The sequence below is a fragment of the Ancylobacter polymorphus genome (assembly GCF_030813495.1).
GTDB classification, from domain to species: domain Bacteria; phylum Pseudomonadota; class Alphaproteobacteria; order Rhizobiales; family Xanthobacteraceae; genus Ancylobacter; species Ancylobacter polymorphus.
The window spans coordinates 44,234-62,409 of record NZ_JAUSUI010000007.1 but is presented as its reverse complement, the minus strand read 5'-3'; the positions used below and the strand labels follow the sequence as shown (position 1 = coordinate 62,409).

The following is an 18,176-nucleotide window of genomic DNA, read 5'->3' as shown; positions in this document are numbered from 1 at the left end:
TCCGGCTTTCCGCGCGGCCCTGGCAGGCGGCGCCGCCGGCGCCGATGGCTGCCAGAGGCGGGGTCGCTGCCCTGCCGGGGGAGACAGGTGATGAAGATCCTCGTGCCCGTGAAGCGGGTGGTCGACTACAACGTCAAGATCCGCGTCAAGGCCGACGGTTCCGGCGTCGAACTGACCAATATCAAGATGTCGATGAACCCGTTCGACGAGATCGCCGTCGAGGAGGCGCTGCGCCTCAAGGAGGCGGGCAAGGCGACCGAGGTGGTCGCCGTCTCTATCGGCCCGGTGAAGACCGACGAGACCATCCGCACCGCGCTGGCCATGGGCGCGGATCGCGGCATCTGGGTGAAGACCGAGGAAGCCGGAATCGAGCCGCTCACCGTCGCCAAGCTGCTGAAAGCCATCGTCGCGAGCGAGGGCCCGTCCCTCGTCATCCTCGGCAAGCAGGCCATCGACGACGACTGCAACCAGACCGGCCAGATGCTCGCCGCCTTGCTCGGCTGGCCGCAGGCGACCTTCGCCTCCAAGGTCGTCGTTGGCGACGGCACGGTCGATGTCACCCGCGAGATCGATGGCGGCCTGCAGACGCTGCGCCTCGCTCTGCCGGCGGTGCTGACCACCGATCTGCGCCTCAACGAGCCGCGCTACGCCTCGCTGCCCAACATCATGAAGGCGAAGAAGAAGCCGATCGAGGAGAAGAGTGCCGCCGAGCTTGGCGTCGATCTCGCCCCCCGGCTGGAAATCCTCGCCACCACCGAGCCCGCCGGCCGCACCGGCGGCATCAAGGTGGCCTCTGCGGCCGAGCTGGTCGGCCATCTCAAGCAGGCCGGAGTACTCTGACCATGGCCACCCTGCTCTTTGCCGAACATGACGATGCCAGCCTGAATCCCGTCACCGCGCGCGCGCTCACCGCCGCGCTGGCGCTCGGCGCCCCGGTGCATGTGCTGGTGGCCGGCGCCAATGCCCGCCCCGCCGCCGAGGCGGCCGCGAAACTCGCCGGCGTCGCCGAGGTGCTGCTGGCGGACGATGCCGCCTATGCCCACCGCCTGGCCGAGCCGGTGGCGGCGCTGGGTGTCAGCCTCGCCAAGGACTATGGCGCGCTGGTCGCCCCCTCCACCGCCTTCGGCAAGAGCGTGCTGCCGCGCGTCGCCGCGCTGATCGACGTGATGCAGGTCTCGGACGTGATCGCCGTCGTGTCGCCCGACACGTTCGACCGGCCGATCTACGCCGGCAACGCCATCCAGCGCGTGCGCGCCACGGACGCCACCAAGGTGCTCACCATCCGCACCGCCTCCTTCACTGCGGCCGGCGAGGGCAACGCCGCGCCGATCCGCACCCTCGGGGCGGTCGAAGGCGCCGCCGGTTCCAGCTTCCTCGGCGAGGAAATCGCCGCCAGCGCCCGCCCGGACCTTTCCGCCGCGCGCATCATCGTCTCCGGCGGCCGCGCGCTCGGTTCGGCCGAGCAGTTCCACGCCATTGTCGAGCCGCTGGCCGACGAGCTCGGCGCGGCGGTCGGCGCCTCGCGCGCGGCGGTGGATGCCGGCTACGCCCCGAATGACTGGCAGGTCGGCCAGACCGGCAAGGTGGTGGCGCCCGATCTCTATGTCGCGCTCGGCATATCGGGCGCCATCCAGCATCTCGCCGGCATGAAGGATTCCAAGGTCATCGTCGCCGTCAACAAGGACGAGGACGCGCCGATCTTCCAGGTGGCGGATTACGGGCTGGTGGGCGATCTGTTCGAGATCGTGCCGCAGCTCAAGGCCGAAATAGCTAAGGCAAAAGCCTGACGGGACACTATACTGCCGCCTCCGCAGGGGCAGAACGGACGCAGCAATGGCTTTCGAGATCAAGCGTATCGGCATTATCGGCGCCGGCCAGATGGGCAACGGCATCGCGCATGTGTGCGCGCTCGCCGGCTATGATGTCGTGCTGAACGACCTTGAGGCCGACCGCATCAAGTCCGGCCTCGCCACCATCAATGGCAACATGTCGCGCCAGGTGGCCAAGGGCCTCTATGGCGAGGACGAGAAGAAGGCGGCACTCAACCGCATCCACGGCACCGACCAGGCGGCCGACCTCGCCGAGGTCGACCTCGTCATCGAGGCGGCGGTGGAGAAGGAAGAGATCAAGCGCCGCATCTTCTCCTCCATCTGCCCGTTCCTGAAGCCGGAGGCGATCCTCGCCACCAACACCTCCTCCATCTCCATCACCCGGCTGGCCGCCTCCACCGACCGGCCGGAGCGCTTCATCGGCATTCACTTCATGAATCCGGTGCCGCTGATGCAGCTGGTGGAGCTGGTGCGCGGCATCGCCACCGAGGACGAGACCTTCGAACTCTCCAAGGCCTTCATCACCCGGCTGGGCAAGACCTATGCGGTGGCGGAGGATTTCCCCGCCTTCATGGTCAACCGCATCCTGCTGCCGATGATCAACGAGGCGATCTACACGCTCTATGAGGGCGTCGGCTCGGTGGACGCCATCGACACCGCCATGCGGCTGGGCGCCAACCACCCGATGGGCCCGCTGCAGCTGGCCGATTTCATCGGGCTGGATACGTGCCTCTCCATCATGCAGGTGCTGCATGAGGGGCTGGCCGATTCCAAATACCGCCCCTGCCCGCTGCTGGTGAAATATGTCGAGGCCGGCTGGCTGGGCCGCAAGACCCAGCGCGGCTTCTACGACTATCGCGGCGAAAAGCCGGTGCCGACACGGTAGAGGCGGGGCACGCCGATACGCTGACGGAAGCCCGTGACGGGGGCGGGGCGCCTATCTTCCCGCCGGTCGATGGAAGGCCGTGCCTTCCAGATCATCGTCGAGCAGTCTCTCAAATTCGGCGAGGCTGCCCTGCAGGTACGCAGCGCTCTTCGCGTCCTGAGTGAATTGGCGGGCATAGCCGGTTTCAAGCATCAGGCGCACCAGACTGCGCAATTCCGCCTTGTCGGCATCAGCGACCTCGCTCAGGTCGCCATGATTATACCCATGATCATAGCTCTGCTTGAGCTTGATCAGGTAGGGCTTGGGGCCCACCTGACCGATCCACCATGTGATCATGCCGTAGGTGGTGACGTTGTTCGGCCCCCAGACTTTGCCCGTCTTGCTGAAACTGAAGACGCTCACCGCCTTCTCCTGCCCTTGGCCACTCGGTGCCGACGCTAGAATCGCCCCCGCACCCACCGCGCTGGGCGCCCGTCAATGGCCGCCAGCCCCAGCGCGATGATGGCGAAGCCGGCGAATTCGCGCGGCTCCAGCGCCTCGCCCAGCACCAGCGCGCCGAGCAATATGGCGCTCACCGGCACCAGGAACGTCACCAGCGAGATATTGGTCGCCCCATTGCGGCCGACGATGCGGAAATACAGGATATAGGCGAGGCCGGTGGAGAGCACGCCGAGGCCGAGCAGCGCGCCGATAACAGGCGCTGAGGGCGCCGGCAGGTTCCACGGCTGGTCGATCAGCGCCACCGCCGGCAGCAGCAGCAGGCTGGAGGTCGCCAGCTGCGCCATGGCGATGCCGAGCGGCGGCAGATGCCGGAAGCGCCGGGAATACACCGCCGCGAAACCATAGGACACCGTCGCACCGATGGCGGCGAGCTGCGCCGGCAGTTCGTGCCCGCCAAGCTGGCCGAGCAGCGCCGGCCCCATCATGACCGCGACGCCGACAAAGCCGAGGCTCACCCCCATCAGCTTGCCGACGGTGAACTTCTCGTCATGGGTGAAGGCCTGCGCCACCAGCACGGTGAACAGCGGCGTCGCCGCGTTGAGGATGGAGGACAGCCCGCTCGGCAGATGCTGCTGCGACCAGGCGATCAGCCCGAAGGGAATGATGTTGGCGATGACAGCCAGCAGCAGGAACTCGCCCGCCAGCCGCCGGTTCATCGGCATGTGGATGCCGCGCGCCCGGGCGATCACCCACAGCGCCAGCGCGCCGATGGCCACCCGCGTCAGCACCATGGTCAGCGGGGGAATCTCGGCGATCGCCACCTTGCCGAAGAAGAAGGAACCGCCCCAGATGACGCCGAGCAGCGCCAGCGCCGCCCAGTCGGAAGGCGCCATCGGCAGCGGGCCGGCAACGGCCGTGGCGAGCCCGGTGCGGTGGACGGGGCTCGACGCGGACATGGCACGCTCCTGCAAGGGGATGCGGCCTTTTAGCGCTTCCCCGGACCGCGCGCCACCCGGTTTCGACGCGAAGATGGCCGGCCGTTAGGCCCGCTGTTCGGGCCTTACGGCGTTGGCGCCTTCGCCGTCTCCGCCAGCGCCGCCTTCACCAGCGCCACCGCGTCCGGGCTCGCCCATTCCGCCGGGCCGGCGATGTGGCCGAGTTCGCAGCCCTCAGCATCGATCAGCATGGTGGTGGGCAGGCCGAAGCCGCGGCCGACCACGCGCAGATCCTGGAAGGCCTGCGCCTTGGGATCGGTATAGAGGGCGAGGTGCTTCAGCCCCGTCTCGTCGAAGAAGGCCTTCGGCTTGGCGGCGTCGCGGGTGTCGATGTTCACGGTGATGACCTCGAAGCCGGGCTTGCCGTCCGTGCCCTTGGTGCCGAGTTCGCCCTGCAGCTGGTCGAGCGCCGGCATTTCCTTGCGGCAGGGCACGCACCAGGTGGCCCAGATATTGACGAGCTTCAACCCGTCGCCGCCGATCTGCGACAGCCGGGTCGGCTTGCCCTCGGGGTCGAGGAAGGCGAGATCGGGGATGCGGGTCGGCTTTTCCGTCGGGGCGAAGGCGGCGAGTTCGCCGGTGGCAAACGTGGCCAGCCTTTTGCCGGCCGCACTGGCCACACTGCACTCACTGTCCACCTCACCGGCCTCATCGGCCACCGCGATCGGCGCCGGTGCGGCGGGCCCGGTGGCAACGGCGTTGCGCGCCCCGCCCCCAATCCCGTATACGCCTGCCAGCCCGACAATGGCGCCCAGCACCAGCGCGGCCGCCAGCATGAGGGCGAAGCGGCCCGTGCGGCGCGGCGGAACCCCGCCCGCCGGTGCGGCTGCGTCCTCAGGTCGTTCGGTCATGGCCGTCCTCGCGGAGAAAAGTGAGCATGAGCAACAAGATGTGGGGCGGCCGGTTCGAGACCGGACCCGACGCGATCATGGAGGAGATAAACGCCTCCATCGGTTTCGACCAGCGCCTGTACGCGCAGGATATCGCGGGTTCGAAGGCGCATGCCTCGATGCTGGCGGCCCAGGGGATCATCGACAAGGCTGATGCCGAAAAGATCGCGGCGGGTCTAGACACGATCCTGTCAGAGATCGAAGCGGGCGATTTCACCTTCCAGCGCGCGCTGGAGGACATCCACATGAACGTGGAATCGCGCCTCGCCGCATTGCTCGGCCCCGCCGCCGGCCGCCTCCACACCGCCCGCTCGCGCAATGACCAGGTGGCGACGGATTTCCGGCTCTATGTGCGCGACACGATCGACACGCTCGACGGACAGATTCGCGATCTCCAGCAGGCACTTGTGGAGAAGGCGCTGATCCATTCCGGCACGGTCATGCCGGGCTTCACCCATTTGCAGACCGCCCAGCCCGTGACCTTCGGCCACCATCTTCTCGCCTATGTCGAGATGCTGGGGCGTGATCGCGGCCGCCTGCGCGATGCCCGCGCCCGGCTCAACGAGTGCCCGTTAGGGGCCGCCGCGCTGGCCGGCACCTCCTTCCCCATCGACCGCTTCGCCACCGCAGCCGCCCTCGGCTTCGACCGGCCGACGGCGAATTCGCTCGATTCCGTCTCCGACCGCGACTTCGTGCTGGAGACGCTGGCGGCGGCGTCCATCGCGGCGATGCACCTCTCCCGCTTCGCCGAGGAGATCGTGATCTGGACCTCGCCGCTGGTGGGGCTGATGAAGCTCTCCGACCGCTTCACCTCAGGCTCCTCCATCATGCCGCAGAAGCGCAACCCCGACGCGGCCGAGCTGGTGCGCGCCAAGATCGGGCGAATCGCGGGTGCTTTCAATGGCTTGCTGATGGTGATGAAGGGCCTGGCGCTGGCCTATGCCAAGGACATGCAGGAAGACAAGGAAGGCGCCTTCGACGCGTTTTCCACCCTGTCGCTGATGATCGCCGCCACGGCCGGCATGGTGCGCGACATGGTGCCGGACGAGACGCGGATGAAGGCCGCGGCGGGCTCCGGCTATTCCACCGCCACCGACCTCGCGGACTGGCTGGTGCGCGTGCTCGGCCTGCCCTTCCGCGAGGCGCATCACGTCACCGGCCGCATCGTCGCGCTCGCCTCCGCCAAGAACGCGCCCCTGCACAAGCTGACGCTGGCCGAGATGCAGAGCGTGGAGCCCCGCATCACGGCGGAAGTGTTCGGCGTGCTCTCGGTGGCCAAATCCGTGGCCAGCCGCGTTTCCTATGGCGGCACGGCGCCGAAGAATGTCCGCGCCCAGGCCAAGCGCTGGCTGAAGCAACTGGCGAAGTAGGCGTCGCAGATAGCCGCCATCATCCCGGATCGGCCTTAAGCCGTCCGGGATGACGGCCGGGCGGCGCCTACCCTTTCCGACCCAGCAACCGCAACGCGTTGGCCGTCACCAGCACGGTGGCGCCGGTATCGGCGAGGATGGCCGGCCACAGGCCGGTGATGCCGGCGAGGGTGGTGACGACGAACACCGCCTTCAGCCCCAGCGCCAGCGTGATGTTCTGGTGGATGTTGCGCATGGTCGCGCGCGCGAGGGCGATCATCGCCGCGACATCGCCGACCCGGCCGTGCAGCACGGCCGCGTCCGCCGTTTCCAGCGCCACATCCGTGCCCCCGCCCATGGCGATGCCGACCGTGGCGGCGGCGAGCGCAGGCGCGTCATTGATACCGTCACCAACCTTGGCGACCTTGAGACCTTCGCGCCGCAACTCGTTGATAATGCGCTGCTTGTCGGCCGGCATCAGGCCGGCGCGAACCTCGATGCCGAGAGCGGCGCCGATCGCCTGCGCGGTGCGCTCATTGTCGCCGGTCAGCATCAGCGTGCGGATGCCCTCGGCCTTTAGCGCGTCAAGCCCGGCCTGGGCATCGGCACGCGGCTCGTCGCGCAGCGCGGTCAACCCCTGCGCGCGCCCGTCCGCGACGAGCACCGCCACCGTCTTGCCCGCCGCGTTGAGTGCGTCGATTGTCGCTTGCTGTTCGGCCGCCAGAGCCGCGCGGGCACCGGCGGCCTTGGGCGAGCCAAGGAACAGTGCCGCGCCCTCGACCGTGCCGCTCACGCCCTCGCCGCCCAGCGCTGCCGCCGCCTGCACGGGCGGGATGGCAAGCCCGCGCCCCGCCGCTTCCGCGAGAATCGCGCTCGCCAGCGGATGGGTGGAGCCCGCTTCCAGCGCCGCCGCGCGGGCCAGCAGCCCGGCCTCGTCCCCGGAAAAGGCCACGAGATCGGTGACGGCGGGCTTGCCCTCGGTCAGCGTGCCGGTCTTGTCGAAGGCCACGGCATTGATCGTGCGCAGCGCCTCCAGCACCGCCCCGCCCTTGATGAGCAGGCCGCGCCGCGCGCCGACCGCCAGCCCGGCGGCGATGGCGGCGGGAGTGGAAATGACCAGCGCGCAGGGGCACCCGATCAGCAGCAGCGCCAAGCCCTTGTAAATCCATTCATCCCACGCCGCGCCGAAGGCGAGCGGCGGCACCACGGCCACCAGCGCGGCGACGACGACGACCAGCGGCGTGTACCAGCGCGCGAAACGGTCGATGAAACGCTCGGTCGGTGCCTTGCTCTCCTGCGCTTCCTCGACGAGGCGCACCACGCGGGCGATGGTGTTGTCCGATGCGGCGGTGGTGGCACGCAGGGTGAGCGCGGCTTCGCCATTCACCGTGCCGGCGAACACAGCGTCAGCGGCCTGCTTGGCCACCGGCGCGCTCTCGCCCGTCACCGGCGCTTCATTCACCGAGCCGGCACCGTCCAGCACCACGCCATCGGCGGGAATGCGCTCGCCGGGGCGGACGAGGACCACGTCGCCGATCTCAAGGCTTTCGGCCGGCACCTCGCGCGTCGCGCTGCCGTCCACGAGGCGTGCGGTCTTGGGCACCAGCGCGGTGAGGGCGCGGATGGAGCTGCGGGCGCGGCCGGCGGCGACGCCCTCCAGCAACTCGCCGACGAGAAAGAGAAACACCACCGCCGCCGCCTCTTCCGACGCGCCGATGATGACGGCGCCGATGGCGGCGATCGTCATCAGTGTCTCGATGGAAAAGGGCGTGCCGGAAAGCCCGGCCATGACCGCACGGCGGGCGATCGGCACCAGGCCGATGAGCAGCGCGGCGATGAAAATCCAGGGGTCGAGCCGGGGGAAGAAATGGCCGAGACCATAGGCCGCTGCCAGCGCCGCGCCGCAGAGAAGCGTGAGCCGCGCCTTGCCGCTCGTCCACCAGGGCCCGTCCAGCGGCAGATGCGCGTGATCATGGCCCCCAGAGGCCGGTGGGCCGGACGCGCCGCCGGCAGCGTGCGCGGGCGCAGCATAGGCATGACCCGCGTGGCCATGCGCATGTTCAGGCGCGTGGCCGTGATCGCAATCGGGCCCATGTGCATGCGCATGAGCGTGACCGGCCGGCACCGCCGCCGCTGCCGCTGCCGCTGCCGCCAGCGGCGCGATGCCGTAGCCGAGCCCGGTGACGCGGCGCTCCACCAGAGGCAGGTCGGCGCCGTTGTGTTCCACCGTCATCGTGCCGGCCGTCACCGAGACCGCGACCTCCGCGACGCCGTCGACGCGCCGCACCGCCGTCTCGATCTTCATCGCGCAGGAGGCGCAATCCATGCCCTCGATACGGTAACGGGTCTTCTCGGCCAGCATGCGCGTCACTCCTCCGTCCCGCCTTGCGTCGGCGGCAGGGTGAGCCTACTTCCTCTAGTGACTAGAGGAGCAAGCGGGAAATGACGACCCATTACACGATTGGCGACGCGGCGCGCGAAAGCGGCGTGAAAGTGCCCACCATCCGCTATTATGAGGAGATCGGCCTCTTGCCCGCCCCGCACCGCACCGACGGGGGGAGGCGCGCCTATGGCGACGAGGACCTGCGGCGGCTGGCCTTCATCCGCCATGCACGGGAGCTCGGCTTCGAGATCGACGCCATCCGCACGCTGCTGCATTTGCAGGACGCGCCGGACCAGTCCTGCGCCGCCGCCGATGCGATTGCCCGCGATCATCTTGCCAGCGTGGAACGCCGTATTGCCAGCCTCACCGCGCTGCGGGCCGAACTCCAGCGCATGGTCGAAGGCTGCGCCCATGGCCATGTCGCCACCTGCCGGGTGATCGAAATACTGGCCGACCATGGCGCCTGCGCCCACCACCAGCGCGCCGACGCCTGACCGGGAAAGGCCGGGTCAGGCCTCCGCCGGCGCTTCGTCGCCCTGCGGCACGGCCACCGGCTCGCAGGTGAAGCCCGCCCGCGCCGTGCGCACCGCGCCGGCGATGAAATCCTCCACCGTGCGGATGCGTCGGAGGTCGCGGATATCCGCATGGGTGACCAGCCAATAGGACCGGCGGAAGCTCAGTTCCGGCAGCAGCCGCACCAGTTCGGGATGCGCCAGCGCGGCGTAGTCGTGCAGGATGCCGATGCCGCCTCCGGCCCGCACCGCCTCCATCTGCCCCACCACGCTGGCGCATTCCAGGCGGCGCGCCTCGACCTCGCGGAACACCTCGAAATAGTCGAGCGCCGGCGAATAGACGAGATCGGGCACATAGGTGACGATCAACCGCCCGGTGACATCGCGCAGGGTCCCTATGGGTCCGGTGCGGGCGAGATAGTCCCGCGCCGCATAGACCCCGAGCGTGTAGTCGGTGAGCTTGCGCGCCACCAGCCGCCCCTCGCTCGGCCGCTGCAGCGTCACCGCGATATCGACCTCGCGCTTGGGTAGCGAGAAGCTGCGCGGCAGCGGCGCCAGCTGGATCGACAGGCCGGGATGATCCTCCGCGAGACGCCCGAGGCGCGGGGCGAGGAAATAGGTGCCGAAGCCGTCCGGCGCGCCGATCCGCACCGTGCCGGCCAGAGCGAGATCGACATTGCCCAGCGCCGCCTGCGCCTGCAGCATCTCGGTCTCGATGCGCTCCGCATGCGCCAGCAGCCGCTCCCCCGCCGGGGTGAGTTCGCTCCCCGTGGTGCGCCGCTCCAAGAGCTTGGAGCCGAGGCTCGCTTCCAGCGCTCCCAGCCGGCGGCCGACGGTCGCATGGTCCAGCCCGAGCTGACGCGCGGCCGCCAGCATCTGGCCGGCACGCGCCACGGCGAGGAAGATACGCAGATGGTCCCAATCCATGGCATGCTGCCTATCGCAATGTGCGCAGCCGCACAACGGATGCGAAAACATCGTCGTTGAAGTGACGACTTTCAACAAGCAAAACCGCAGCCAGGAAAACCAGAGGAGAGATCGCGATGGCGGTCATCGGGCATTACATCGGCGGCAAGGTGGTGACCACGGCGGGGCGAACCTCCCCGGTCTTCGACCCCTCCACCGGCGCGCAGACCGGCGAGGCGCTGCTCGCCTCCGTCGCCACGGTGGGTGAGGCGGTCGCCGCCGCCGCGGCCGCCTTCCCCGCCTGGGCCGACACGCCGCCGCTGACGCGCGCGCGCATCATGTTCAAGTTCAAGGCGCTGCTTGAGCGCGACATGGATGCGCTGGCCGAGGCCATCACCCGCGAGCACGGCAAGACCTTCGAGGACGCCAAGGGCGAAGTCACCCGCGGCATCGAGGTGGTGGAATTCGCCTGCGGCATCCCGCACCTGATGCGCGGCGATTTCACCGAGCAGGTGGCGCGCGGCGTCGACGTCTTCTCGGCCCGCCACCCCGTCGGCGTGGTGGCCGGCATCACCCCGTTCAACTTCCCCGTCATGGTGCCGATGTGGATGTTCCCGGTGGCGCTGGCCTGCGGCAACGCCTTCGTGCTCAAGCCCTCGGAAAAGGACCCGACTCCCTCGCTGATGCTGGCGGAACTTCTGGCCGAGGCCGGCCTGCCGGCTGGCGTGTTCAACGTCGTGCAGGGTGACAAGGAGGCGGTCGACGCCCTCCTCACCCATCCCGATGTCGCGGCGGTCAGCTTCGTCGGCTCCACCGCCATCGGCGAATATGTCTACAAGACCGCCGCCGCGCACGGTAAGCGCGCGCAGGCCCTCTGCGGCGCCAAGAACCACCTGGTGGTGATGCCCGACGCCGATCTCGACAAGACCGTCGACGCCCTGATGGGCGCGGGCTACGGCTCGGCCGGCGAGCGCTGCATGGCGGTGTCGGTCGCGGTGGCCGTCGGTGGCGTCGGCGATGCGCTGATGGAAAAGCTGGTGCCGAAGGTGCGGGCGCTGAAGGTCGGCCCCGGCCTCGACCGCGACAGCGAAATGGGTCCGCTCGTGACCAAGGAACACCTCGCCAAGGTGCGCGGCTATGTCGATGACGGCGTCGCCGCCGGCGCCGAGCTGGTGGTGGACGGGCGCGGCCTCAAGCTGCAGGGCTATGAGGACGGCTATTTCATCGGCGGCTGCCTGTTCGACAAGGTGACGCCGGACATGAAGATCTACAAGGAAGAGATCTTCGGCCCGGTGCTCTCCGTGGTCCGCGTCGACCGCTATGACGAGGCGCTGAAGCTGGTCAACGACCACGAATATGGCAATGGCGCCGCCATCTTCACCCGCGACGGCGACGCCGCCCGCGCCTTCGACCGCGACGCCAAGGCCGGCATGATCGGCATCAATGTGCCGATCCCGGTGCCGGTGGCGTTCCACTCCTTCGGCGGCTGGAAGCGCTCGGTGTTCGGCGACCGCAACGTCTATGGCATGGAGGGCGTCGGCTTCTACACCAAGATGAAGACCACCACCGCCCGCTGGCCGACCGGCATCCGCGAGGGCGCCCAGTTCGTCATGCCGACCAGCGGCTGACGGACGACACACAGCGGAGGCAGCGCCGCATGGGGGGGGAACCCGCGCGGCGCTGCTGCCATTTTCGGGCAGCGGCTAATGCGACTAGTCTCGGCGCATGTCCCGTTCCGAGCGCCTGTTCGATCTGCTGCACGTCCTGCGCCGCCACCGCCAGCCGGTGAGCGGGCGGGTGCTCGCCGACGAGATCGGTGTGAGCCTGCGCACCCTCTACCGTGACATCGCCACGCTGCAGGCCCAGGGCGCGACCATTGAGGGCGAAGCCGGCGTCGGCTATGTGCTGCGACCGGGATTCCTGCTGCCGCCGCTAATGTTCCCGCCAGAGGAAATCGAGGCATTGGTGCTCGGCTCGCGCTGGGTGGCGGGGCGTGCGGATGGCCCCCTGGCCGAAGCGGCTCTGTCGGCCCTTGCGCGCATCGGCGCTGTGCTGCCGGCGGAGTTGCGCGCCGAGATGGAAGCCTCGGCGCTGTTCGTGGCGCCGGGCGCCCCCATTCCCGCCGATTCCATCGACCCGGCTCTGCTGCGCAAGGCAATCCGCACCGAGCGGAAGCTCTCCCTCGCCTATCTCGACGCGGCCGGCACGGCGAGCGAGCGCATCGTCTGGCCTTTCGCGCTGGCCTTCTTCGACCAGGTGCGGCTGCTCATCGGTTGGTGCGAACTGCGCGGCGCGTTCCGCAGCTTCCGCACCGACCGCATCTCGCGGGCAGACGTGCTCGACGCGCGTTACCCCACGCGACGGGCGGAACTCATCCGGCAATGGAAGCTGGCGAAGCAGGCGGCCGCTGCGGAAAGACCCGAACCCTGCTGACATAAACTGGCAGTAGCGCCACCTATGCTGACCCCTCAAATCTTCGGGGGACGACATGACCGACGCCAGCAATATTCTTCTTTATGTGAACGACGCGCCCGCCAGCGCCCGCTTCTATGGCGCGCTGCTGGAGCGCGCGCCGGTGGAGCAGAGCGCGACCTTCGCCCTGCTGCCGCTGGCGCCGGGCATGATGCTCGGCCTTTGGCAGCGCGATGGGGTAACGCCGCGGCCGCATCTGCGGGCCGGAGGCAACGAAATCGGCTTCAAGGTCGCCGATCCCGCCGCCGTCGACGCCGCCTATGAGAACTGGGCGACGAAGGGCGTGGCGATCGCCCTGCCGCCCACCGATCTCGATTTCGGCCGCAGCTTCGTGGCGCTCGATCCTGACGGCCACCGGCTGCGGGTCTACGCGCTCAATGACGTGCCATAGGCGCGGGCGTTCCTGGCGCCTCAGTCGTGCGAGCGGCCGAAGTCCGGCGCCGCGGTCTCCTGGCCGATCTCGATGATCGAGCGGCGGATGGCGCGGGTGCGGGTGAACAGGTCGAACAGCTTGTCGCCCTCCGCCCAGCGTATCGCCCGCTGCAGCGCGATCAAATCCTCGGTGAAGCGGCCGAGCACCTCGATCACCGCCTCGCGATTGTTGAGAAACACGTCGCGCCACATGGTCGGGTCGGAAGCAGCGATGCGGGTGAAGTCGCGAAAGCCGCCGGCCGAGTATTTGATCACCTCGGACTGCGTCACCGCCTCAAGATCCGCCGCCGTGCCGACGATGTTGTAGGCGATGAGGTGCGGCACATGCGAGGTGATGGCCAGCACCAGGTCATGGTGCTCCGGCGTCATCGTCTCGACATTGGCGCCCATGGCCGTCCACAGCCCGGACAGCGCCGCCACCGCGGCGGGATCCGTGCCCTCGGGCGGGGTGAGGATCGACCAGCGATTCTTGAACAGCGTGGCGAAACCCGCATCCGGGCCGGAATATTCGGTGCCCGCCACGGGATGGCCGGGCACGATGTGGACATTGGCCGGCAGATGGGCGCGCAGCGCGTTCACCACGGCGCCCTTCACCGAGCCGACATCGGAGATGATGGCGCCCGGTGTCAGATGCGGGGCGATGGCCTCCGCCACCGCGCCCATGGCGCCCACCGGCACGCACAGGATGACGATATCGGCCCCCGCCACCGCCTGCGCCGGGGTGGTGGCGACGAGATCGGCGATGCCCAGATCGCGAACGCGATCACGCACCGCCTCCGATCCATCATAAGCGACCAGCGTGCCCGCGAGCCCGCGCGCCTTGACCGCACGCAGGATGGACGAGCCGATCAGGCCGATGCCGATGACGGTCAGCCGGCCAATCAGCGGTTGCGCCAGCGGCGGATCAAGCACCATGGCCCGCCTCCCCGCCCATGAACGCCTTCAGCGCCTCCACCAGCAGGCGATTGGCCTCCTCGGTGCCGATGGTCACGCGCAGCGCGTCCGGCAGGCCGTAGGAATCCACCCGTCGCAGGATCAGCCCACGCTGGCTGAGGAAGGCGTCCGCCTCCTTTGCCGTGCGGCCGGGCGTCGGCGGGAAATGCACCAGCAGGAAATTGGTGACGCTCGGCGTCACCGTGAGGCCGAGCGCGGTGAGTTCCTGCGCCAGCCAGGGGAGCCAGGTCTCGTTATGCGCCACCGCCTGCTCGACATGGGCCGTGTCCTCGATGGCCGCCACGGCGGCGGCGAGGCCGGGGGCGGAAACGTTGAACGCCCCGCGAATGCGGTTGATCGCGTCCGCCACCTCGGCCGGCCCGTAGAGCCAGCCGACCCGCAGCGCCGCAAGCCCATAGATCTTGGAGAAGGTGCGCAGCATGACCACGTTCGAGCAGGTCGCCACCAGCTCGATGCCCGCCTCATAGTCGTTGCGGCGGACATATTCGGCATAGGCGGCATCGAGCGCCAGCAGCACATAAGGCGGCAGGCCGCGCTGCAGCCGCTTCACCTCGTCGAAGGGCAGATAGGTGCCGGTCGGGTTGTTGGGGTTGGCGAGAAAGACCACGCGGGTCTTCTCGGTCACGGCCGCCAGCAGCGCGTCGACATCGCTGCGGTAGTCCTTCTCCGGCGCCACCACGGGCGTCGCCCCTGCCGCCAGCGCGGCGATACGGTAGACGAGGAAGCCGTGCTGGGAATACAGCACCTCGTCGCCCGGCCCGGCAAAGGCGGCGGCGGTCAGCATCAACAGTTCGTCCGAGCCGGTACCGCAGACGATGCGTGTGGGATCAAGGCCATATTGCGCCGCGATCGCCTCGCGCAGCTTGGTGGACGAGCCGTCGGGATAAAGCTCCAGCGCGTTCGCCGACTGGAAGGCGGCAACCGCCTTCGGGCTGGGGCCGAGCGGGTTCTCGTTGGCCGAGAGCTTATGCACCTTCACCCCCGGGCCGCCCTGCGACTTGCCCGGCACATAGGCCTCGATCGCCAGAACGCCGGCGCGCGGGACGGGACGGTTGGGACGGGGGGCGGTCGACATGACGGGGCTCCAAGGGAGGCGGTCGAGAGAAGAAGGAGATCGCGACGAGAAGAGGAGGAAAGGCGCCGGGGTCAGGCCGTCGGCGCGTGGGTGCCGGGCGCGTGGAGCGCCGGTGCATGGGTATAGCGGCTGGCATGGCTGCCGACGAGGGCTGCCGCGCGCACAGAGGCGCCGCTTTCGCGCAGCGCCGCCAGCACGGTGTCGAGGCTGACCGCCCCGCCGACCGGAATGGAGGCGAGCAGCGCCGCCCCGTCGAGGCCGCGGTCGGGCACGGCGATCACATCGGCCAGCGGCGCCAGCGCCCGCGCCGCCTGGGCGTTCCAGCCGGAAACATGCAGGCTCCACGCCTCCACCTCCGTCACCGCCCCATCCGTCACCGGATGAGCGATGCAGAACACCGGAAGGCCGGCGGGGTGGTCGGCGCGTTCGACAAAGGGAAGGCGGGCGATGATCTTCGGCGTGTGGGGGCCTTCCAGCGCCGTCCACCAGGCACCGGCGGAGGGCGAGGCGAAGGCCGGCACCAGGCCGAGATCGCCGCGCGAGCGCGCCACCGCCGCCACCACGCCGGAGGCGCCCATATGGCCGATGAACGGAACGGTAAAGCCGAAATGGAAGCGCGAAGCGTCGCGCATCGCCGCCTCGCCCGAAGCGAGATCGGCATGCACCGCGTAAGGAGCCTGCACATAGGTGAAGGTGGAGATGATGACCCGCCAGATGCCCTCGACCGTGTCGAGCGGCAGAATCCCGCGATGGCGGTCCACCAGCCGGCGCATCATCGAGGCCTCGCGCGCCGGACGGAAGGCCGAGCCGCTCTCGCTGCCCTGCGCCCGCTTCACCGCCACCAGCCGGTCGATGATCTGGCTGCGCTCGATCAAAAGCGCGTGCATCTGTGCGTCGATGCGGTCGATCTCCGCGCGCAGGCTGCCGAGATCCGGCGCGGCGGCGGCGGAAGCCGGAGAAACCGCCCTTTGCGGCGCGTCCTGTGTGTGGGCCTTCATGTCCATGGCGGCTTGTCGTAAACCTCACGCGGGCGCCGCGCAAAGCAAAATCTGACGCAGCGCTCTATTGACAAGTGCCGGCTGTGGGATCATCGCATCGTCCGGTATAACGAACTCTTCGTCCGGTATGACGGTTCCCATGTCCGACACCACGGCCCTGCGCGATCTTCCGGCCTATGAAGCCGCCCGCGGCGAAGCGGACCATCCGCATTCCGCCGTGGTACGCTTCGGCGCCGACAAGCCGCTCGCCCTTGATGCCGGCGGCGTCCTGACCCCGTTCCAGATCGCCTACCAGACCTATGGCACGCTGAACGCGGCGCGCGCCAACGCCATCCTGCTGTGCCACGCGCTGTCCGGCGACCAGCACGCGGCCAATGTCCACCCGGTCACCGGCAAGCCGGGCTGGTGGGAGACGCTGGTCGGGCCGGGCAAGCCGATCGATACCGAGCGCTTCTTCGTCATCGCCTCGAATGTACTCGGCGGCTGTCTCGGCACCACCGGCCCCTCCTCCACCAATCCGGCCACCGGTCAGCCCTATGGGCTCGACCTGCCGGTCGTGACCATTCGCGACATGGTGCGGGCGCAGGCCATGCTCATCGACCATCTCGGCATCGAGAAGCTTCTCGCCGTGGTGGGTGGCTCCATGGGCGGGATGCAGGTTCTGCAATGGGCGGCGAGTTATCCCGAGCGCGTCTTCGCCGCCATGCCCATCGCCACCGCCGCGCGCCATTCGGCACAGAACATCGCCTTTCACGAGGTCGGCCGCCAGGCTGTCATGGCCGATCCGGAATGGCGCGGCGGGCGCTATCTCACCGAGGGCACCAGCCCGCGCCGTGGCCTCGCGGTCGCGCGCATGGCCGCGCACATCACCTATATGTCGGATTCCTCGCTGCACCGGAAATTCGGCCGGCGGCTGCAGGACCGCGACGGGCACACTTTTTCCTTCGACGCCGACTTCCAGGTGGAGAGCTATCTGCGCCACCAGGGCGAGGCCTTCGTCGACCGCTTCGACGCCAATTCCTATCTCTACGTCACCCGCGCGATGGATTATTTCGACCTCGCCGCGGAGTATGGCGGCGTGCTGGCCAATGCCTTCCGGGGCACGACGACCCGCTTCTGCCTCGTCTCCTTCACCTCCGACTGGCTGTTCACCACGGCGGATTCGCGCGCCATCGTCCATGCGCTCAACGCGGCGGGTGCGCAGGTCTCCTTTGCCGAGATCGAGAGCGACAAGGGCCACGATTCCTTCCTGCTCGACGAGCCGGAATTCTTCGCCATCACGCGCGGCTTCATCGATTCCGCCGCGCGCGCCGTGGGAGTGACGTGATGGCCGCGCGCGACCGCACCATGAGCGAAGCCGCGCGGGCGGCCTCCGGCAAGCGCGTCGACCTTCTGCTCATCGCCGACATGGTGCGCCCGGGCTCGCGCGTGCTCGATGTCGGCTCGGGCGACGGCGAATTGCTGGAACTGCTCGCCACCACGCGCGGCTGCGACGCGCGCGGCATCGAACTCTCGCGCGAGGGGGTGAATGCCGGCGTGGCGCGCGGTCTTCCCATCATCCAGGGCGACGCCGATGTCGACCTCGCCGACTATCCCGACAATTCCTTCGATTATGTCATTCTCTCCCAGACCATCCAGGCGACGCGCCGGCCGAAATGGGTGCTGGAGCAGATGCTGCGGGTCGGCAGCCACGCCATCGTCTCCTTCCCCAATTTCGGCTTCTGGCGGATGCGACTCGACCTGTTGCTGAATGGGCGGATGCCGAGCACGGAAAATCTGCCCTACAGCTGGTACGACACGCCCAACATCCATTTCTGCACCATCCGCGACTTCGTCGCGCTGGTGGAAGAGGTGGGCGCCCGCATCGACCGCGCCGCCGCGCTCAATGGCTACGGGCATCCGGTGCGCTTCAACATGCCCTGGGCCGTGTGGAACCTGCTCGGCGAACAGGCGGTGTTCCTGCTGTCACGGAAGGGGTGACCGGGCGCGGCCAGCGCACGAGGGAAGCGGCCGCCAGCCTTATCCAAGACACCGATAGAAGCTATATTTACGCT

Annotated in this window: 18 protein-coding genes; 10 read left to right on the top strand and 8 right to left on the bottom strand. The window is 68.8% G+C overall.

Annotated elements, in window-relative coordinates; translation table 11 throughout:
- Positions 1 to 90: 90 nt before the first annotated feature.
- From J2S75_RS16745 to J2S75_RS16735, 3 genes are read left to right on the top strand one after another with little or no spacing between them, the layout of a single operon-like run.
- Entirely contained in the window at positions 91 to 840 is a 750-nt protein-coding gene (locus J2S75_RS16745; protein ID WP_307021448.1) for an electron transfer flavoprotein subunit beta/FixA family protein, read from the top strand.
- Between the two features lie 2 nt (positions 841 to 842).
- Positions 843 to 1,787, top strand: a complete 945-nt coding sequence (locus tag J2S75_RS16740; protein ID WP_307021446.1) for an electron transfer flavoprotein subunit alpha/FixB family protein — start codon at positions 843 to 845, stop codon at positions 1,785 to 1,787.
- Positions 1,788 to 1,833: 46 nt separating this feature from the next.
- Positions 1,834 to 2,715 (top strand): 3-hydroxybutyryl-CoA dehydrogenase, encoded by an 882-nt coding sequence (locus J2S75_RS16735; RefSeq protein WP_307021444.1) that lies wholly within the window; start codon positions 1,834 to 1,836, stop codon positions 2,713 to 2,715.
- Between the two features lie 51 nt (positions 2,716 to 2,766).
- On the opposite strand, the gene J2S75_RS16730 is transcribed toward J2S75_RS16735, so the two are convergent.
- The 3 genes from J2S75_RS16730 to tlpA all read right to left on the bottom strand — a co-directional run bounded on the left by J2S75_RS16730 (position 2,767) and on the right by tlpA (position 5,002).
- Positions 2,767 to 3,117, bottom strand: a complete 351-nt coding sequence (locus J2S75_RS16730) for a hypothetical protein (protein WP_307021442.1) — start codon at positions 3,115 to 3,117, stop codon at positions 2,767 to 2,769.
- Positions 3,118 to 3,152: 35 nt separating this feature from the next.
- Positions 3,153 to 4,112 carry a DMT family transporter gene (locus tag J2S75_RS16725; RefSeq protein ID WP_307021440.1) on the bottom strand — a complete coding sequence of 320 codons (960 nt, stop codon included), beginning with the start codon at positions 4,110 to 4,112 and terminating at the stop codon, positions 3,153 to 3,155.
- A 104-nt stretch (positions 4,113 to 4,216) separates the two neighbouring features.
- Entirely contained in the window at positions 4,217 to 5,002 is a 786-nt protein-coding gene (gene tlpA, locus J2S75_RS16720; protein WP_307021438.1) for a thiol:disulfide interchange protein TlpA, read from the bottom strand.
- A 26-nt stretch (positions 5,003 to 5,028) separates the two neighbouring features.
- Between tlpA and argH the strand changes: the two genes are divergently transcribed.
- Entirely contained in the window at positions 5,029 to 6,411 is a 1,383-nt protein-coding gene (argH, locus tag J2S75_RS16715; RefSeq protein WP_307021436.1) for an argininosuccinate lyase, read from the top strand.
- A 67-nt stretch (positions 6,412 to 6,478) separates the two neighbouring features.
- Here argH and J2S75_RS16710 read toward each other — a convergent pair whose 3' ends face one another.
- Entirely contained in the window at positions 6,479 to 8,752 is a 2,274-nt protein-coding gene (locus tag J2S75_RS16710; protein ID WP_307021434.1) for a heavy metal translocating P-type ATPase, read from the bottom strand.
- An 80-nt stretch (positions 8,753 to 8,832) separates the two neighbouring features.
- Between J2S75_RS16710 and J2S75_RS16705 the strand changes: the two genes are divergently transcribed.
- The gene (locus tag J2S75_RS16705) at positions 8,833 to 9,267 is read left to right on the top strand and encodes a MerR family transcriptional regulator (RefSeq protein ID WP_307021432.1); all 435 of its coding nucleotides are present in this window, start codon (positions 8,833 to 8,835) and stop codon (positions 9,265 to 9,267) included.
- A gap of 15 nt (positions 9,268 to 9,282) precedes the next feature.
- Here the strand turns inward: J2S75_RS16705 and J2S75_RS16700 are convergent, their stop codons facing one another.
- The gene (locus tag J2S75_RS16700; protein ID WP_307021429.1) at positions 9,283 to 10,212 is read right to left on the bottom strand and encodes a LysR family transcriptional regulator; all 930 of its coding nucleotides are present in this window, start codon (positions 10,210 to 10,212) and stop codon (positions 9,283 to 9,285) included.
- A gap of 116 nt (positions 10,213 to 10,328) precedes the next feature.
- On the opposite strand from J2S75_RS16700, the gene J2S75_RS16695 reads away from it, so the two are divergent.
- The 3 genes from J2S75_RS16695 (at position 10,329) to J2S75_RS16685 (ending at position 13,054) form a co-directional block, all read left to right on the top strand.
- Positions 10,329 to 11,819: a CoA-acylating methylmalonate-semialdehyde dehydrogenase gene (locus J2S75_RS16695; protein WP_307021427.1), complete on the top strand. Its 1,491-nt coding sequence runs from the start codon at positions 10,329 to 10,331 to the stop codon at positions 11,817 to 11,819.
- A gap of 97 nt (positions 11,820 to 11,916) precedes the next feature.
- Complete coding sequence (locus J2S75_RS16690; RefSeq protein WP_307021426.1) at positions 11,917 to 12,624, top strand: helix-turn-helix transcriptional regulator; 708 nt, start codon at positions 11,917 to 11,919, stop codon at positions 12,622 to 12,624.
- 55 nt (positions 12,625 to 12,679) lie between these two features.
- Complete coding sequence (locus J2S75_RS16685; protein WP_307021424.1) at positions 12,680 to 13,054, top strand: VOC family protein; 375 nt, start codon at positions 12,680 to 12,682, stop codon at positions 13,052 to 13,054.
- Between the two features lie 20 nt (positions 13,055 to 13,074).
- Here the strand turns inward: J2S75_RS16685 and J2S75_RS16680 are convergent, their stop codons facing one another.
- The 3 genes from J2S75_RS16680 to J2S75_RS16670 all read right to left on the bottom strand — a co-directional run bounded on the left by J2S75_RS16680 (position 13,075) and on the right by J2S75_RS16670 (position 16,128).
- Entirely contained in the window at positions 13,075 to 14,010 is a 936-nt protein-coding gene (locus J2S75_RS16680) for a prephenate/arogenate dehydrogenase family protein (RefSeq protein ID WP_307021422.1), read from the bottom strand.
- Entirely contained in the window at positions 14,000 to 15,124 is a 1,125-nt protein-coding gene (hisC, locus tag J2S75_RS16675) for a histidinol-phosphate transaminase (RefSeq protein WP_307021420.1), read from the bottom strand. The genes J2S75_RS16680 and hisC overlap by 11 nt, the downstream gene beginning before the upstream one ends.
- Before the next feature lie 71 nt (positions 15,125 to 15,195).
- Positions 15,196 to 16,128: a chorismate mutase gene (locus J2S75_RS16670; protein ID WP_307021418.1), complete on the bottom strand. Its 933-nt coding sequence runs from the start codon at positions 16,126 to 16,128 to the stop codon at positions 15,196 to 15,198.
- Between the two features lie 133 nt (positions 16,129 to 16,261).
- On the opposite strand from J2S75_RS16670, the gene metX reads away from it, so the two are divergent.
- Together metX and metW are read left to right on the top strand one after the other, a co-directional pair.
- Positions 16,262 to 17,449, top strand: coding sequence for a homoserine O-acetyltransferase MetX (metX, locus tag J2S75_RS16665; protein ID WP_307021416.1), 1,188 nt, complete (start codon positions 16,262 to 16,264; stop codon positions 17,447 to 17,449).
- On the top strand, positions 17,449 to 18,102 hold the full coding sequence (gene metW, locus J2S75_RS16660; RefSeq protein WP_307021414.1) for a methionine biosynthesis protein MetW: 654 nt from the start codon (positions 17,449 to 17,451) through the stop codon (positions 18,100 to 18,102). Before metX ends, metW begins: the two co-directional genes overlap by 1 nt.
- Positions 18,103 to 18,176 lie beyond the last annotated feature (74 nt).

Bases quoted from the DNA above. Each gene is read 5' to 3' on its own strand.
- J2S75_RS16745 (WP_307021448.1), top strand. From the start codon at position 91: ATGAAGATCCTCGTGCCCGTGAAGCGGGTGGTCGACTACAACGTCAAG.
- J2S75_RS16740 (WP_307021446.1), top strand. From the start codon at position 843: ATGGCCACCCTGCTCTTTGCCGAACATGACGATGCCAGCCTGAATCCC.
- J2S75_RS16735 (WP_307021444.1), top strand. From the start codon at position 1,834: ATGGCTTTCGAGATCAAGCGTATCGGCATTATCGGCGCCGGCCAGATG.
- J2S75_RS16725 (WP_307021440.1), bottom strand. From the start codon at position 4,112: ATGTCCGCGTCGAGCCCCGTCCACCGCACCGGGCTCGCCACGGCCGTT.
- tlpA (WP_307021438.1), bottom strand. From the start codon at position 5,002: ATGACCGAACGACCTGAGGACGCAGCCGCACCGGCGGGCGGGGTTCCG.
- argH (WP_307021436.1), top strand. From the start codon at position 5,029: ATGAGCAACAAGATGTGGGGCGGCCGGTTCGAGACCGGACCCGACGCG.
- J2S75_RS16710 (WP_307021434.1), bottom strand. From the start codon at position 8,752: ATGCTGGCCGAGAAGACCCGTTACCGTATCGAGGGCATGGATTGCGCC.
- J2S75_RS16705 (WP_307021432.1), top strand. From the start codon at position 8,833: ATGACGACCCATTACACGATTGGCGACGCGGCGCGCGAAAGCGGCGTG.
- J2S75_RS16700 (WP_307021429.1), bottom strand. From the start codon at position 10,212: ATGGATTGGGACCATCTGCGTATCTTCCTCGCCGTGGCGCGTGCCGGC.
- J2S75_RS16695 (WP_307021427.1), top strand. From the start codon at position 10,329: ATGGCGGTCATCGGGCATTACATCGGCGGCAAGGTGGTGACCACGGCG.
- J2S75_RS16690 (WP_307021426.1), top strand. From the start codon at position 11,917: ATGTCCCGTTCCGAGCGCCTGTTCGATCTGCTGCACGTCCTGCGCCGC.
- J2S75_RS16685 (WP_307021424.1), top strand. From the start codon at position 12,680: ATGACCGACGCCAGCAATATTCTTCTTTATGTGAACGACGCGCCCGCC.
- J2S75_RS16680 (WP_307021422.1), bottom strand. From the start codon at position 14,010: ATGGTGCTTGATCCGCCGCTGGCGCAACCGCTGATTGGCCGGCTGACC.
- hisC (WP_307021420.1), bottom strand. From the start codon at position 15,124: ATGTCGACCGCCCCCCGTCCCAACCGTCCCGTCCCGCGCGCCGGCGTT.
- J2S75_RS16670 (WP_307021418.1), bottom strand. From the start codon at position 16,128: ATGGACATGAAGGCCCACACACAGGACGCGCCGCAAAGGGCGGTTTCT.
- metX (WP_307021416.1), top strand. From the start codon at position 16,262: ATGTCCGACACCACGGCCCTGCGCGATCTTCCGGCCTATGAAGCCGCC.
- metW (WP_307021414.1), top strand. From the start codon at position 17,449: ATGGCCGCGCGCGACCGCACCATGAGCGAAGCCGCGCGGGCGGCCTCC.